This is a genomic window from Oribacterium sinus (genome assembly GCF_014202695.1).
Classification (GTDB): domain Bacteria; phylum Bacillota; class Clostridia; order Lachnospirales; family Lachnospiraceae; genus Oribacterium; species Oribacterium sinus.
The window spans coordinates 92,274-108,684 of the sequence record NZ_JACHHH010000003.1 but is presented as its reverse complement, the minus strand read 5'-3'; the positions used below and the strand labels follow the sequence as shown (position 1 = coordinate 108,684).

14 protein-coding genes and 2 tRNA genes are annotated in these 16,411 nt (G+C 45.2%); all 16 read left to right on the top strand.

Annotated features, from left to right (window positions below; genetic code table 11):
* Positions 1-86: 86 nt before the first annotated feature.
* The 16 genes from murD (at position 87) to HNQ46_RS03755 (ending at position 16,322) form a co-directional block, all read left to right on the top strand.
* Positions 87-1,457, top strand: a complete 1,371-nt coding sequence (gene murD / locus HNQ46_RS03830) for a UDP-N-acetylmuramoyl-L-alanine--D-glutamate ligase (protein WP_183683213.1) — start codon at positions 87-89, stop codon at positions 1,455-1,457.
* A 188-nt stretch (positions 1,458-1,645) separates the two neighbouring features.
* A complete protein-coding gene (locus tag HNQ46_RS03825; protein ID WP_183683211.1) occupies positions 1,646-2,794 on the top strand; it encodes an FtsW/RodA/SpoVE family cell cycle protein in 1,149 nt (382 codons plus the stop codon).
* Between the two features lie 109 nt (positions 2,795-2,903).
* Positions 2,904-3,626, top strand: coding sequence for a cell division protein FtsQ/DivIB (locus HNQ46_RS03820; protein WP_183683209.1), 723 nt, complete (start codon positions 2,904-2,906; stop codon positions 3,624-3,626).
* A gap of 164 nt (positions 3,627-3,790) precedes the next feature.
* Positions 3,791-5,062 carry a cell division protein FtsZ gene (gene ftsZ / locus HNQ46_RS03815; protein ID WP_183683207.1) on the top strand — a complete coding sequence of 424 codons (1,272 nt, stop codon included), beginning with the start codon at positions 3,791-3,793 and terminating at the stop codon, positions 5,060-5,062.
* 186 nt (positions 5,063-5,248) lie between these two features.
* On the top strand, positions 5,249-6,841 hold the full coding sequence (locus HNQ46_RS03810) for a peptide chain release factor 3 (RefSeq protein ID WP_183683205.1): 1,593 nt from the start codon (positions 5,249-5,251) through the stop codon (positions 6,839-6,841).
* 112 nt (positions 6,842-6,953) lie between these two features.
* Positions 6,954-8,339, top strand: a complete 1,386-nt coding sequence (locus tag HNQ46_RS03805; protein WP_183683203.1) for a Sapep family Mn(2+)-dependent dipeptidase — start codon at positions 6,954-6,956, stop codon at positions 8,337-8,339.
* Positions 8,340-8,374: 35 nt separating this feature from the next.
* Entirely contained in the window at positions 8,375-9,478 is a 1,104-nt protein-coding gene (locus HNQ46_RS03800) for a methionine ABC transporter ATP-binding protein (protein ID WP_243155839.1), read from the top strand.
* A 2-nt stretch (positions 9,479-9,480) separates the two neighbouring features.
* Entirely contained in the window at positions 9,481-10,149 is a 669-nt protein-coding gene (locus tag HNQ46_RS03795; protein ID WP_040649557.1) for a methionine ABC transporter permease, read from the top strand.
* A gap of 228 nt (positions 10,150-10,377) precedes the next feature.
* Positions 10,378-11,289, top strand: a complete 912-nt coding sequence (locus HNQ46_RS03790) for a MetQ/NlpA family ABC transporter substrate-binding protein (RefSeq protein ID WP_183683201.1) — start codon at positions 10,378-10,380, stop codon at positions 11,287-11,289.
* A gap of 97 nt (positions 11,290-11,386) precedes the next feature.
* Positions 11,387-12,730, top strand: coding sequence for a hypothetical protein (locus HNQ46_RS03785; RefSeq protein ID WP_183683199.1), 1,344 nt, complete (start codon positions 11,387-11,389; stop codon positions 12,728-12,730).
* Between the two features lie 9 nt (positions 12,731-12,739).
* Positions 12,740-13,225: a transcriptional regulator NrdR gene (gene nrdR, locus HNQ46_RS03780; protein WP_007157908.1), complete on the top strand. Its 486-nt coding sequence runs from the start codon at positions 12,740-12,742 to the stop codon at positions 13,223-13,225.
* Positions 13,215-13,754 carry a YqeG family HAD IIIA-type phosphatase gene (locus HNQ46_RS03775; protein ID WP_183683197.1) on the top strand — a complete coding sequence of 180 codons (540 nt, stop codon included), beginning with the start codon at positions 13,215-13,217 and terminating at the stop codon, positions 13,752-13,754. The genes nrdR and HNQ46_RS03775 overlap by 11 nt, the downstream gene beginning before the upstream one ends.
* An 88-nt stretch (positions 13,755-13,842) precedes the next feature.
* Positions 13,843-15,207 (top strand): type I 3-dehydroquinate dehydratase, encoded by a 1,365-nt coding sequence (gene aroD, locus HNQ46_RS03770; protein ID WP_183683195.1) that lies wholly within the window; start codon positions 13,843-13,845, stop codon positions 15,205-15,207.
* Between the two features lie 111 nt (positions 15,208-15,318).
* Positions 15,319-15,966: a TlpA family protein disulfide reductase gene (locus HNQ46_RS03765; protein ID WP_243155838.1), complete on the top strand. Its 648-nt coding sequence runs from the start codon at positions 15,319-15,321 to the stop codon at positions 15,964-15,966.
* 154 nt (positions 15,967-16,120) lie between these two features.
* Positions 16,121-16,193: transfer RNA gene (locus HNQ46_RS03760), tRNA-Val, on the top strand.
* A gap of 55 nt (positions 16,194-16,248) precedes the next feature.
* A tRNA-Met gene (locus HNQ46_RS03755) sits at positions 16,249-16,322 on the top strand.
* The last annotated feature ends 89 nt before the right edge of the window (positions 16,323-16,411 follow it).

Here is a 16,411-nt window from a genome sequence, read left to right as displayed (position 1 = left end):
GTTGCAGGCCTAAAGGGGAGAAGATTGGGCTTTGCAGAAAATACAAGCACAGGGAAAGGGATTTCAAAGAGGTTAAAGGGACGAAGATGGACAAGCAAAAAATTTTGGTTTTGGGAACAGGACGGAGCGGTGTTGCGGCAGCAAAGCAGATTCTTGCCATGGGGGGCGAAGTGATTTTCTTCGATAAGAACCCCAAGGTAGAGGATAGAGCCTTGCTGAGCCAATTTAAAAAGAAGGACAAGGTGAGCCTGATTAAGGGTAAGCTCTTGGCCTCTGATTTGTTGCATATTAACGCCTCTGTCATCAGTCCCGGAATCCCCTTAGATGAGCCTTATGTGAAAATGCTTTCCACCGCCCAAATCCCTATTATCGGAGAAATCGAACTGGCCTACCAATCCAGCAAGGGAAAGCTTTGTGCGGTAACGGGAACCAATGGAAAGACCACTACGGTAAGTCTTATCGGGGAGATTTTGAAAAGCGAATACAGTGATACCCATGTGGTGGGAAACATCGGAAATCCCTTTACGGCAGAGGCCCTGGAGACAGAAGAGCAGTCCGCCACCGTTTGTGAGGTCAGTTCCTTTCAGCTGGAAACCATCGTGGATTTTCGGCCGGAGGTTTCCGCCATCACCAACATTACCCCGGATCATCTGGATCGACACAAGACCATGAAAAACTATATTGCGGTGAAGGAATCCATTGCGGAGAATCAGGAAGAGGAAGACAGTATCGTTTTAAATTATATGGATCCGGAGCTTCGAAAGTTCGGAAAGAAAAGAAGTCTAAAGCCGAAGGTTTTATGGTTTTCATCCGAGGAAGAGCCGAAGGATACCAAGGAAAAGGAGTCTCTTTTCCTGAGAGGAGATACCTTCTATTATAAGAAGGCGGATAAGGAAGAGAAGCTTTTCACCACCAAGGATGTGCATTTGCTGGGAAAGCATAACTATGAAAATATCCTCTGTGCTGTGGGAGTGGGCCTGAAAATGGGCGTACCCATGGACAAGATTATCAAGGTTTGTAAGAAGTTCAAACCTGTGGAGCATAGAATTGAATTTGTTCGGGAACGTTCCGGTGTAAAATATTACAACGATTCCAAGGGCACCAATGTGGATGCGGCGATTCAAGCCCTTAGAGCAATGCCGGGCCCGGTGGTTTTAATCGGGGGCGGATATGATAAGCATGTGGATTTTGATCCTTGGGTGAAGGAGTTTAAGGGAAGAGTAAAGTACCTGGTTTTGATTGGAGAAACCAGAAATCAGATTGCGGAAACTGCCAAGAAAAACGGCTTCCAGAATGTGATGTTTGCCGAGGATATGGATGAGGCGGTAAAGGATTGCGCGGCCTATGCGGATCCCGGAGATTACGTGCTTTTGAGCCCGGCCTGTGCCTCCTGGGGCATGTTTAAGGACTATGAGGAAAGAGGCAGAATCTTTAAGGACTGCGTGAAGAACCTTTAAGGGCTACGTGAAGAAGCTGTAAGGACTGCGTGAAGAACCTTTAAGGACTGCGTGAAGAATTTTTAAGGACTGCGAGAAGAAGCCGTAAAGACTGCGTGAAGAAGCCGTAAAGACTGCATGAAGAACCTGTAAGGACTGCGTGAAGAACCTGTAAGGACTGGTGAAGAATCTGTAAGAGGAGGAAATCAGTGGCTGGAAAAAGAAGGCTAAAACGATTTTATGATATTTCCCTGGTGGTAATGGTCTTTTCCATTACCCTTTTTGGGCTGCTGATGCTGTATTCCGCCTCCTCCTATACGGCGGAAAGAGATAATTTGGGAGAGATGTTTTACCTGAAACGACAGGCTTTGTTTGCCGGATTTGGATTTCTGGTCATGCTTTTTACCTCCCGATTTATTGACTACCATATCTTTGCCAAATTAAATCTGGTGATTTATGCCATTGCCGCTGTGGCGGTAATTGTCACCAGCCTTATCGGTGTGGCATCCCATGGATCCAACCGCTGGATTGTCATTTTCGGTGTACGTTTCCAGCCTTCAGAGCTGATGAAACCTGCCATTATCATTCTCTTTGCCACGCTTTTAACCCATAAGGGAAGGAAGCTTGACGGTTTCGTTCCCATGTTAAAAGCGGCAGCCTGGGCACTGGTTCCGGCAGCAATCATTGCTTATACCAACCTGTCCACCGCTATGATTGTAGCGGGAATTGCGGCATTTATGCTCTTTGTGGCGGTAAAAAGCTATAAGTATCATTTGATGCTCTTGGGAGGAGGGATTGCGGCGTATCTTGGCGCTTATCCCCTTTCTTTGTTGTTGCAAAAAATGAAGGTGCTACACGGCTATCAGATTACCAGAATTTTAGCCTGGAAGGATCCTTCTTCCTATGAAGATGAAACCTTTCAAACATTGCAGGGGATTTATGCCATCGGTTCCGGAGGCATTTTCGGAAGGGGACTGGGAGAGAGTATTCAGAAGTTTATAATGCCCGAGTCCCAGAATGATATGATTTTTACCATTATTTGCGAAGAGCTGGGCTTTGTGGGAGGCCTTGGCGTGATGCTGGTTTATGCACTTATTCTTTTTCGTCTCTATGAGATTGCAAAAAATGCCAAAGACCTTTTCGGCTCTTTGCTGGTTATCGGCGTAATGTCCCACATTGCTTTGCAGGCAATTTTAAATATTGCGGTAGCGACAAACTCTATTCCCAACACCGGAATTACCCTCCCTTTTATCAGCTACGGAGGAACCTCCCTTGTGATTTTGCTGGCGGAAATCGGAATCTGCCTGAATGTTTCCTATCAAACTACTTTGGATGAGTCGATTTCTTCTGAAAAATAAGAGCAGGGAAATCAGCGTTTTTTGGAAACTTAAGAAATAATCAGCGTTTGCCGATGTATACTATAGAAGTAAGGAAGCTTTGGGAGTGATAAGGGAAGATGAACAGAAAATGAACAGAAGAAAAGAACAGAAACAATTAATACATTATGGACTGATTCTTTTTTTTCTTTTACTACTTTTGCTGATAGTCAGTATTCGCATTTCGGATGTGAAGATTTTGGGGAATAAGCAGTACAGCGAAAAAGAAATTAAGGCAATGCTCTTTCAGGATGAATGGGATGAGAAATCCGCCTATGCCTTTTTTAAAGAAAAGTTTCGTCCCCACAAAAGCCTTCCTTTTATTGAACGGTATGAAATGCGCTGGAAGAATCCATGGAGCGTGGAAGTTATTATCTATGAAAAAAATATGGTGGGCTATGTGCAATACATGTCCAGCAACTTTTATTTTGACGGAGACGGGGTAGTAGTGGAATCCACCAAGAAAAAAGCCCCCGGAATTCCGGAGGTAAAGGGCCTGAAATTTTCCTCTGTGAGTCTTTACAAGGCTCTTCCGGTGGAAAATAAGGGAGTGTTTCAGGATATTTTGAATCTCAGTGCTTCCCTGCAACAGGAAAAAATCAGCTGTGATTATATTGAATATAGCGGAACTCAGGCCATTATTCATGTGGGGGGGATTCGGGTTCTCCTTGGTGGAAATGAGGACATGGAGCAGAAGGTCATGAGCTTAAAGGACATTCTGCCGGCTCTTTCAGGAAGGAAAGGAACCCTGGATTTAAGTGAGTTTAAAGGCAGAAAAGAAAAGGAAGCCTATATCTTTCGAGAAAATAAATAAACTTGTAGGAAGAATTGAACTTGCACTTTCTTTGAAATCTGTGTATCATCCTTAAGGAAAGTCTTTACAAAATGCCGAAAATTCTTATAATGATATAGTTAGGATTAATGTGGAGAAGAGTCCGTTCCTAAAAGGAAAAAAGTCATAGATTGAAGGAGGAAGATATGCTGGAAATTAAGCTTCCCGAGTCCGAAGCGGCTGCGAAAATAATTGTTGTGGGAGTTGGTGGTGCCGGAAATAATGCGGTGAATCGCATGGTGGACGAGGGCATTGCCGGAGTAGAATTTATAGGGGTGAATACAGATAAGCAGGCTTTACAGTCCAGTAAGGCTTCTACAGCTATGACCATTGGTGAGAAATTAACTAAAGGACTGGGATGTGGAGGAAAGCCTGAAATCGGTACCAAGGCCGCTGAGGAAAGTGCAGAGGACATTACCGCTGCATTACAGGGCGCAGACATGGTTTTCGTTACCTGCGGAATGGGTGGCGGAACCGGAACCGGTGCAGCTCCTATTATTGCCAGAATTGCGAAGGATATGGGGATTCTTACCGTTGGTGTTGTAACCAAGCCCTTCCGCTTTGAAGCAAAGCAGCGCATGAAGAATGCCATGGAAGGTATTGATGCCTTAAAGAGTGCGGTAGATACCTTGATTGTAATTCCCAACGATCGTTTGTTGGAGATTGTAGAGAAGAAGACCTCTCTTCCGGAGGCTTTGAAGAAGGCTGACGAAGTATTACAGCAGTCCGTACAGGGAATTACCGACCTGATTAATGTACCGGGACTGATTAACTTGGACTTTGCAGACGTTTCTGCTGTTATGAAGGATAAGGGAATTGCCCATGTAGGTATCGGTAAGGCCAAGGGAGATGACAAGGCTATCGAGGCTGTAAAGATTGCGATTTCTTCTCCGCTCTTGGAGAGCACCATCGAGGGCGCTACCGATGTTATCATCAACATTTCTGGAGACATTAGTCTCATCGAGGCAAATGATGCGGCTTCCTATGTAGAAGAGCTGGTAGGCGAGAATGCCAACATTATCTTCGGTGCTATGTATGATGAGGATAGTCAGGATGAGGTATCCATTACCGTTATTGCTACCGGTATCAAGGAGAGAACCAAGACTGTAGAAACTGTAAGAACGGTAAATACACAGGCTCCACAGATTACTCCTTCCGTTGCCAACAATACCGGAGCAGGAAGCAATGCTACTCCCGGCCTTCCTTCTTTCCTTAGCAATCAAAGACCTGTTGCTCCCGGCCTTTCTCAAAGACCGGAGGTGCCTGTAGAGAATACGCAGGCTAATCTTGGGGGATATGCAAGCACTCCGCAAGTCAATATTTCCAGACCTGTAGAGACTCCGGAAAGCCCAAGCAGCAGAGTTAGAACAGGAAGAGAAAACAACATCGATCTTCCGGATTTCCTTCGGAGAAGATAAAAGCGGAAAGTAGGCTATGTCCCCAGGGCATAGCCTTTTTTATCGTAATAGGAGGAATCTAAGGATTCCTTGGATATAGAGAGACAAAAGACTAAAAGACAAAAGACTAAAAGACAAAAGACTAAAAGACAAAAGACAGGTTAGTTAGGCTTGAAGTGAGCGTTTGTAAATATAAATAGGAGAACCATGGCGAATTTAAGAGAAGAAATTGAAAAAAGAAGAACCTTTGCGATTATTTCCCACCCGGACGCAGGAAAGACCACCCTTACAGAGAAGTTTCTTCTCTATGGAGGTGCCATCAACTTGGCAGGAACGGTAAAGGGAAGAAAGTCCGCAAAGCATGCGGTTTCCGACTGGATGGAGATTGAGAAGGAAAGAGGAATTTCGGTAACTTCTTCCGTGCTCCAGTTTAATTATGACGGAAAATGCATTAATATTCTGGACACCCCGGGACACCAGGATTTCTCGGAGGATACCTATAGAACCTTGATGGCGGCAGACAGTGCGGTGATGGTGATTGACGGAGCAAAGGGTGTGGAGCCCCAGACCATTAAGCTCTTTAAAGTCTGTGTTATGCGACATATCCCTATTTTTACCTTCATCAATAAGTTTGATAGAGAGGCCAGAGACCCTTATGCCCTTTTGGATGAAATTGAGGAGGTATTGGGAATCAGAACCTGCCCTATTAACTGGCCCATCGGCTGCGGCCATAACTTTAAGGGCGTGTATGACAGAGAAACCGAGCAGGTCAGCCTTTTCCACAGCAATGCGGGAGGAAAGAAGGCGGTAGAAAAGGAAGTTTTTGAGTATAACGATCCGGAGCTTCCCAATCATATTTCTCAGGAGTACTTTGAAAAGCTGCAGGAAGACTTGGAGCTTTTGGATGGCGCTGCAGATGCCTTTGATGAGAAGAGAGTGGATGCGGGAGAACTTACTCCGGTATTCTTCGGTTCTGCCTTAACCAACTTTGGTGTGGAGACCTTCCTACAGCATTTCCTATCGATGACCAAGTCTCCCCTTCCCAGAAAGTCCGACCAGGGCATGATTGATCCGGTGGAAGAGGCATTTTCCGCCTTTGTCTTTAAAATTCAGGCCAATATGGACCCAAAGCACCGTGATAGAGTGGCTTTTATGCGGATCTGCTCCGGAGAATTTGATGCGGGAATGGAAGTAAACCATATTCAGGGAGGCAGAAAGGTGAAGCTTTCCCAGCCTACCCAGATGATGGCAGACGAGCGAAAAATCGTGGATAAGGCCTATGGAGGAGACATTATCGGTGTTTTTGATCCGGGAATCTTTTCTATCGGAGATACCCTGGAGCTTTCCAACAAAAAGTTTGTCTACGAGGGAATTCCCACCTTCGCTCCGGAGCATTTTGCCAGAGTACGACAGATTGATACCATGAAGAGAAAGCAGTTCCTAAAGGGGGTTTCTCAGATTGCGCAGGAAGGTGCCATTCAGATTTTTCAGGAGTATAACAGCGGTATGGAGGAGATAATTGTAGGTGTTGTAGGATCCCTGCAATTTGAAGTATTAAGCTACCGTCTGAAAAACGAGTATAATGTGGATGTGCGATTGGAAATGCTTCCCTACGAACATATTCGCTGGATTGAAAATTATACGGAAATAGATGTTTCCGCCATTTCCGGAACCTCTGATATGAAGCTGGTAAAGGACTTAAAGGATAGACCTTTATTGCTTTTCGCCCATCCCTGGTCCATCGGTATGGTTTTGGATAGAAATGAAAATCTAAAGCTCAGCGAGTTCTCCAGAAACTAAACATAACAGGAATAACAAGATAATCAGTGCAATAGCCTTAAGGTAAAAAAGTATATTTAACAGCATAGAAGTATATTTAACAGCATAGAAGCACAAAGAAAGGAAGGACCTTATGGAAAAGAGTATCAAAACTTGGTTGGCAGAGCATGAGGAGGAATTCGTTAAGGACTTAGGCAGACTGATTGCCATCGATTCCGTGCAGGGAGAGACAAAGCCGGGAGCCCCCTTCGGAGAAGGCCCCAAGAAGGCTTTAGAGGAGGCATTGTCCCTTTGCGAAGGCTATGGTTTCTCCGTAAACAATATGGAAAACTATGTGGGAACAGCGGATTTGGATGCAAAGCTTCCCAGAAGTCTGGATATCTTGGCACACTTGGATGTAGTTCCTGCAGGAGAAGGTTGGGAGATTACCGAGCCCTTTAAAATGCTGGAAAAGGATGGAATTGTCTACGGACGTGGCGTCAGTGACGATAAGGGACCGATGCTTGCGGGACTTTATGCTATGCGTGCGGTAAAGGAGCTTGGCTACCCCCTGAAGAAGGGAATTCGTATGATTATGGGAACCAATGAAGAGACCGGTTCCAAGGATTTGGAGTATTACTATGCCCGGGAGAAGGCGGGAGAGATGAGCTTTACTCCGGATGCGGAGTTCCCCATCATTAACGTGGAAAAGGGACAGTTCAGAGGAACAATTTTCAAGAAAAGAGGGAAGGAGGAGAGCAGTCTTCTTTCCTTAAAGGCGGGAATTGCGGTAAATGCGGTACCGCAGAAAGCTGTACTTGTTTTCTCTGCATTAGGAGAAGAGGAGTTCCAAGCTGCAAAGCAGGCGGTGGAAGAGCAGTGTCAGGTAAAGATCAGTAAAAACGGCAATGAGGTTACGGTAATCGGAACCTCCGCCCATGCGGCAACTCCCTATCTTGGAAAAAATGCAGGTCTTGCAGCGGTGATTTTTGCCGCAAAGCTTCCCTCTATCGGAGCAGAGCTGAAGCAGGATTTACAGCATCTTTTGGAACTTTTCCCTTATGGAAAGACCGACGGCTCCGGCTTGGGCATTAAGATGGAGGATAAGGAAAGTAAGGATTTAACCTGTACCTTGGATATCTATGCCATTGACGGAGAAGAGCTTCGTTTTACCTATGATTCCCGAGTGCCTATCTGTGCTACGGAGGAGAATTGTGTAAATACCGCAAGAAAAAATGTAGAAGCCAAGGGCTTCCAATTTGAAACCAAGGGAATGATTCCTCCCCACTATGTACCCTCCGATTCCCCCTTTGTACAGAATCTTCTCTCTGTTTACGAGAAGGTGACCGGATTAAAGGGAGAGTGCCTGGCAATCGGTGGCGGTACCTATGTGCACGATGTGGAAAATGGCGTAGCCTTCGGAGCGGTTCTTCCGGATGTGGACACCAGAATGCACGGGGCTGATGAGTGGATTAAGGTAAAGGATCTACTTTTGGCGGCAGAAATTTACGGAGAGGCAATTTTGGCGCTTTGCCAATAATCCGGCGAAGCACCGGGATATTTATGGAAGATAAAATGACAGAAGCGATTGTGAAAAACGATGCTCTTCCGAAAGAGAACTATACAGCAGAGGGTTCCGGGGAAGAGTTGAAGAATGAAAATATTATAGAAATCAAGGGGCTTGGCAAGACCTTTAAAAGCGACGGTGAGGACTTTGTGGCATTGGATCAGATTGATTTGTCTATCCGAAGAGGAAGCATTCAGGGTATTATCGGTCTTTCCGGTGCCGGAAAATCCACCTTGGTTCGTTGTATCAACTACTTGGAAAAGCCCAGTAGTGGACAGATTTATTTCCGAGGGCAGAGCCTGGGCTCCATGAAGCAAAGGGAAATTCTTGCTATGCGGCAGAACATGGGCATGATTTTTCAGCAGTTTAATCTTCTTGAGCAGAGAAATTTGTTGAAAAATGTCAGCTACCCCCTGGAAATTTCCCATAAAGGCGGTCCTATTTCCTACGTTAAGAAAAGGAAGGCAAGACTGGAGAGGGCGAAGGAGCTTTTGGCGATGGTGGGTTTAGAGGGAAGGGAGTACAGTCACCCTTCCCAGCTTTCCGGAGGACAGAAGCAAAGAGTAGCCATCGCCAGAGCCTTGGCGACAAAACCGGAGGTCTTGCTCTGTGATGAGGCGACCTCTGCCTTGGATCCTAAAACTACAGAGCAGATTCTGGAATTGCTGAAGAAGATCAATCGGGAGATGGGGGTGACCATTATTTTGATTACCCACCAGATGTCCGTGATTGAAGCCATTTGTGATGAGGTGGCCATTATCGATCACAGCCGGATTGCGGAAGCAGGCTCGGTGAAGGAGGTTTTCCGTTCCCCTAAGTCGGAAATCGGAAGAAAGCTGATTTTGGGAGAGGGAGAGAAGGAAACTCGATTCGGTACCGGAAAGCGCATTCGTTTGGTTTTTGACGGACGTTCCGCCCATGAGCCTGTGATTTCGGAAATGATTCTTTCCGCCAAAGCACCGGTGAATATTCTCTTTGCCAATACCAAAGATGTGGATAATATTGCCATGGGGCAGATGATTATAGAGCTGCCGGAGAATCCGGAGGATGAATTCCAGATTCTCAGCTTCCTAAAGGAAAGAGGAATTCTGTATGAGGAGGTGCATTCATGAGCATGAGTTTAAAGGAGCTTCTGGCACTTTTTTCCAAGGAGACATTGGCAACCTTATATATGGTAAGTATTTCCACTTTGATTTCCTATGCCATCGGTATCCCTTTGGGGGTGATTTTGGTGGTAACGGAGGAGGGCAGTATTGCACCGAATAAGATTATTCATGGGATTCTCGGATTTTTCACTAACATTTTCCGAACCATCCCCTTCCTGATTCTTTTGGTTATGGTGCTTCCCATCACTAAGGCTTTGGTGCATACGACGCTGGGACCTAAGGCGATTATTCCGCCTCTGGTAATTGCTTCCGCACCCTATATAGCCAGAATGGTGGAATCTTCCTTGAAAGAAGTGGACAGCGGAGTGATTGAAGCGGCGAAATCCATGGGATCCGACAGCTTTCAGATTATTTTTAAGGTTTTGCTTCCGGAGGCCAGACCCAGTCTCTATGTGGGAGCGGCAATTTGTATGACCTCTATTCTTTCTTATTCCGCTATGGCGGGCTTTGTAGGGGGTGGCGGTTTGGGAGCCATTGCCTTAAACTATGGTTACTATCGTTACCAGACGGATATGATGCTGATTGCAGTGGTGGTGCTGGTGGTTATTGTTCAGCTGGTACAGGAATTCTGGATGAGACTGGCGAAGTACAGCGATAAAAGAGGAAAGTTGAATTAAGAAATTTAGACCATTTAGCAGTCTTTGGAAAAGCTGGGATAGAGGCTTTAGGGAAAATTTATAAAATTGAATTAAATTCAGAGTTCTTGCTTTTTTCTATTTTTTCTTATACCATAGGGGAGTTGAAAAGGACTTTTCAACAGGGAGCACACCCAAGGAATAGAGTAGAAGAACATTTTCCTATGGGAAGGAAAGGATTCTCCCTAAAGGGAGAGAAAGAGGAGTTTTATGAAAAAGAAAATTGGCGTGCTTGTGGCATCCCTTGCTTTGGCCTTTGGGCTTGTAGCATGTGGAGGACAGAAGGCAGAAACTAAGGCGGAGAGTGAGAAGCAGACCGAGGCCGCTTCTGAAAAGGCTTCCGAGAAGGCCGGAGAAACAGAGAAAGCTACAGAGAAGGCTGAAGCGGGAGAGACCGTAAAGATTAAAATCGGTGCTACACCCAGCCCCCATGCAGAGATTTTAGAGGCTGCAAAGGATGCTTTAAAGAAGAAGGGCGTGGAAATCGAAATCGTTACCTACAACGACTATGTACAGCCAAACCTGGCTACAGATCAGGGAGAAATCGATGCCAACTACTTCCAGCATCTTCCTTACTTAGAGGAGTTTAATAAGGAAAAGAATACCAAGGTTGTTTCCGTAGGAAAGGTTCACTATGAGCCATTCGGAATCTATGCAGGACAGTCCAAGGATTTAAAGGAACTTAAGGACGGCGCTAAGATTGCAGTTCCCAACGATACTACAAATGAGGCAAGAGCACTGTTACTGCTTCAGGACAACGGTATCATCAAATTAAAGGATGGGGCAGGTCTTACCGCAACCAAGCAGGATGTGGTAGAGAATCCTCACAACATCGAGTTATATGAGGTAGAGGCTGCACAGATTCCTCGTTCTTTGGATTCCGTAGACTTTGCTTGTATGAACGGAAACTTTGCACTTCAGGCAAACCTTAAGCCATCTGATGCTTTAGTTGTGGAGAAGGCTGATTCCGAGGCTGCTCAGACTTACGCAAACATCGTTGCCGTAGCAGAGAAGAATAAGGATGCAGAATGGGCAAAGACTCTTGTGGAAGTATTACAGTCCAAGGAAATTCAGGACTTTATCAACAAGAAGTATGATGGCGGAGTAGTACCTATTCAATAAAAACAAAGTGAACATGGGACTGTGAAAAAGCGGAAAGGGGAATCCCGACTTCCCTTTTTCATAGTCCCATTTTGATTATCAGAAGGGATTTTTGTATATGAAAAATAAAGACATGAGAAGGGTGGCAAGAAAATTTTGGAGGGAAAATTGGTTTACGATTTTTCTTTCCTATATAGCAGGATTATTGGGCTTCGTTCTTTTGACCATGCTCTTTTCTTCTCTCCTTAACCCTTTCATCCTCTTTACCGGAGATTTTTCTTTGGGAGAGCTAAGGAGAGGAATCGGTCTTAGTCTTACGGGAATCCTCTTTGCTTTATATGTTTTTGTGTGTATTTTTTACTTTATTGTATTGGGATTCTCTTTTCGAAAAATGTTGCTGGAGATGTCCAGGGGAGAAAAGAAGGTGAATGCCGCTATGATTTTTTACGGCTTTCATCCCAATTCCTTCCCCCTGTTGGGAAGAATGCTGGGCTTTAGTATCTTGGCTTTTCTCTTTTCCACGGTGATTTCCTTAGGGCAGGAAGTGATAGATTACTTCTTGGGAGAAGGACTCATTTACTGGTCCTATTACGGAGTAAGCTTTGCGGTTTTAATCTTCTTCTCCCTTTTCTTTGATATGACCTTCTTTACCGTCTGGGATGGAGAGGGAAATAGCCTTTGGCAGAATATGAAAAAAAGTGTTGCGGTAATGAAGGGCCAGAAGTTCTCTTATTTCCGTCAAATTCTGTATTTTTCTTTGGTAACTTCCGTTGCCGGATTTATTGCGGTAATGTGGTCCTTTATTCTAAAATCTCCGGCTTTACCCATTTTTGTGTTGTTTTTGTATTTATCCATTTATCTGCTTCCTTACATGGGCTTTGTGCAGGCTTTAATTTATCGAAAGGGAGCAGGGGATTTTTCAACGATAAGCGCTACGAACAGAGACGCCTATCATAGACATGAAGAGCCTGTGGTTTCCGAACAGCAGCCCTCAACGGTTGAAGCGGCTCCTACAGAACAGTCCTCAATAGTTGAAGGAGCTTCTACAGAACATTCCGCAACAGTCGAAGGAGCTTCTACAGAACATTCCGCAATAGTCGAAGGAGCTTATACAAAACAGCCTAATGAAAACGAAGGAGGCTTTTCTGTGGTAATCTCCGAGGACCAGGAAGAGCGAAACTTGATTGGAGCGTTGGAGACTGCCGGGGAAGGAATGGAAGCCGGCGGGGTGGAGCAAGATACCGCTGCCGCAGGAACGGAAGCCACAGAGGTGAAGCAGGAGACTGCCATCGAAAATAAGCCTGAAAGCGATGAGGAAAATAAGCCTGAAAGCGATGAGGAAAATAAGCCTGAAAGCGATGGGGAAAGCAAGCCGGAAGCCGATGGGGAAAGCAAGCAGGATCCCAATCATAAAATGAGTTTTGAAGAAGCCAGAAGACAGTATACCGACTATGAGGAATAAGGAGGAAGTATGAAGTGCCCCTTTTGTAACGCGGAGGATACCCGAGTCATTGACTCCCGTCCGGCTGATGATAATACGGCCATCCGCAGAAGAAGACAATGTGAGGTTTGCGGAAAGCGTTTTACCACCTTTGAGAAGACGGAAACCCTTCCCTTTATGGTGGTGAAAAAGGACGAAAGTCGTGTGCCCTATGACCGTTCCAAGCTGGAAGGGGGAATTCTTCGTTCCTGCCATAAGCGCCCCATTTCTCCTAAGCAAATCTCCGCCTTGGTGGATGAGATTGAAAGTGTAATTTTTCATCAGGAAAGTAAGGAAGTCAGCACCGATACCATCGGGGAAATGGTGATGGAAAGGTTGAAAAACCTGGATCAGGTGGCCTATGTGCGTTTTGCCTCTGTCTACAGAGAATTTAAAGATATCAACACCTTTATGGAGGAAATCGGAAAGCTTCTAGGAGGAGGCTTAAAGACGGAGGGAAAAGAACTTGAAAAATAAGACATTTGCACTATTTCCCTGTTTTTCCATTTCTTCCATCTACACCTTAGACTTTGAAAAGCTGTATCAAAAGGGCTATCGAGCATTGCTTTTTGACATTGATAATACTTTGGTGCTGCATGATGAGCCTGCCAGAGAAGAAACGGTGGCCCTGTTTCATCGGATGCAGGCTGCCGGTTTTAAAACTGCGGTACTTTCCAATAACGGAGTAGAAAGAGTGGAGGCATTTCAAGACAGGGTTCATGCGGATTTGGTTATTCCCAATGCGGGAAAGCCTAAAGCGAAGGCGTATTTACAGGCAGTGGAGCAGTTTGGGATAGCAAAGGAGCAGGCGCTCTTTTTTGGCGATCAGCTGTTTACGGATATCTTGGGCGGAAATCGTGCGGAAGTACCTACTGTACTGGTAAAGCCTATGGGGAAGGAAAAGTATTTTCATATTCTTCTCAAAAGAATTTTGGAAAAACCCTTTCTTTTAGCTTATCAGAGAAAGCATGCTCTCTTTCAAGAAGAAATTGCGGCAATGGCCTAGTCGAATGGGAAAACTCTCCATATAAAAAGCACACATAGGAAAAAGTGCAGATATCAGGTGTTCACAGCGGAAAAGGAGAAGAGGTAAAATGGGAATGATTGTACCTTTAACAGGGGATTCTGAAAAGGATTTTCTAAGGGATGCTAAGGCATTAGCCCTGCATCCCCTGTATCCGTTTCTTTACGGGGTGGAAATTCGCTATGACTGTCTGAAAAAGCGTGAGGAGAAGTTAGGAAACTTTCTGGGAGAGCTTCGGAGAATTTTAGGAGACAAGAAGCTGATTTTCACCATTCGTACAGAGCGTCAGGGTGGTTTCTTTCCCTATGATAAATCTTATTTCCAACTGAATATGATGGCCATGGAAAGCGGCTATCCGGATTATATCGATTTAGAGGTGGAGCTTGACGGTAAAGGACGGCAGGCTTTTTTAGACTGCCATGCCATGATTTTGCAGCTGGGAGGAAAATGCATTGCCTCCTACCATGATTTTCAAAAGACACCCGGCCGGGGAGAATGTAGAGAGATTCTCAGCGCTCTGGCTTCCTATGGAACGGACACGGTGAAACTGGCCTGTATGCCAAGACAGGAAGCGGATGTTTTGAATCTTATGCTGGCCTCCCGGGAATGGAAGGATAAGCATCCGGAAAGAAACCTAATCAGTATGTCTATGGGAGAAATGGGAAAGAGCTCCCGAGTGCTGGGTAGCCTTTCCGGCTCCAAACATAGCTTTGTGCAAGCCTTTTCCGCCTCCGCTCCCGGCCAGTTCGGTATGGAAGAATACATGAAGCTTTGGCGGAAAATGGAGGGAAGAAAAAACATTGCCCTGATAGGTTTTATGGGAAGCGGAAAAACAACCTTAGGGGAGATGCTTTCCCAAAAGCTTTCCCTTCCTTTGGTGGAGCTGGACAGAAGACTGGAAGAAAGCTTTTCCATGCGGATTTCCCAGTATTTTAAGCAATATGGGGAAGAACGTTTTCGGAGAGAGGAAACAAGACTTTTACAGGAAGTGCTGACGGAAGAAAATAAGCTGTCGCAAAACTTGCAGGAAGCTTTTCCTGCAGACTCTCCGATAAGAGAGGAAGAGAAAACTCTCTATGAGGGACAGGCGGAAATGATTCTATCCCCGGGAGGCGGAATTGTACTTCGGGAGGAAAATCGTAAGCTTTTACAGGAGCATTGCTTTACCGTTTATCTGCAGCTCTCTCCCAAGGCGGTACTGGAAAGACTGGAAAAGGAAGCGGAGAATCGACCGGTATTACAAAACAAGCTGGATCTTCGTTCTATAGAAAAGATTATGGAAGAGCGGGAGAGCCGCTATCAAGCCTGTGCCGATGCGGTGCTATCCGTGGAAGGGAAGACTGTGGAGCAGTGTCAGGAGGAAGTGCTGAAGCTATTAAGGGAAGAAGGCCTTTTTTATTTTCCTGAATTCTGTCAAAAAGCGAAGGAAATCTAAAGGAAGAAGAAAGAAAATAAAAGATTTTAATCCTTTAGAGAAATGCTGGGATTTATAAAGGAAATATGCTATTCTTGCAAAGAATTATTATTTTCAACAAAAGGAGAGATTATGAAACGGAAAAATTTAGTTCTTGCTTTGGCGATTTTAAGCAGTTTGGCTCTTGCGGCTTGCGGCAATAGCGGAAAGACAGAAACTAAGGTTTCTGCAGAACCAGAGGCAACAACAGAGAAGGCTACAGAAAAAGCTGCGGAGAAAGCATCCGAGAAAGCAAGTGAAGCGGCGGGAGAGCAGAAGGCAAGCAATTTTTCCGTATCCGATAAGAGTTTGGAATTTACCACGGAGAATTTAGCTTTGGAGTCTGTGGACAGTTCTATTTTCGGGGAGAAGGACTTAACCGTTCTGAATGTATGGGGAACCTTCTGCGGGCCTTGTATTCAAGAGATGCCGGAGCTTGGAGAGTGGCAGAGAAGTCTTCCGGACAATGTACAGATTATCGGCTTGGTGGCTGATGTGGCCGGAAAAGAGGATGTGGATCATATTGAGCTGGCAAATACCATCTTGGATAAGACCAATGCGCACTTTACCAATATTATTCCCAACAATGATTTTGCGGATTTACTCTCCGGTGTAGTCGGCGTTCCTACTACTTTCTTTATTAATAAGGAAGGTAAGATTGTAGGAAAGCCTATTGTGGGAGCGCAGGTACCAAAGTATAAGGCCTTTGTGGAGGAGTATTTGAAAACTCTTGCTTCCTAAAGTGGAGCTTTTCGCAAATCTCTGAATTTTTTGCAAATCCCTGCAGTCATTTTTATAGAAAAATTCATAGAAAAAATTTTCCTTTAGAAAGATTTTATTATTGACAAAGGGCTTTGTATTTAGTAATATGAACAGGTCGCAAAAAATGCGACAGGGGGTCTTAGCTCAGCTGGGAGAGCATCTGCCTTACAAGCAGAGGGTCACAGGTTCGAGCCCTGTAGGCCCCAGTATTCGGTCCGGTCTGCGTATTATGCGCAGCCTGGGTCGGACATTTTTTTCTAAGGCGAGATAGCTCAGCTGGCTAGAGCACACGGTTCATACCCGTGGTGTCGAGGGTTCAAGTCCCCCTCTCGCTACGATAAATCGAAACGATTTCCGTAAAAGGGACGTTTCGATTTTTTTGTTCTTAACAAGGAAATTCCCTTATTCCGGAGAAAGGAAGAGC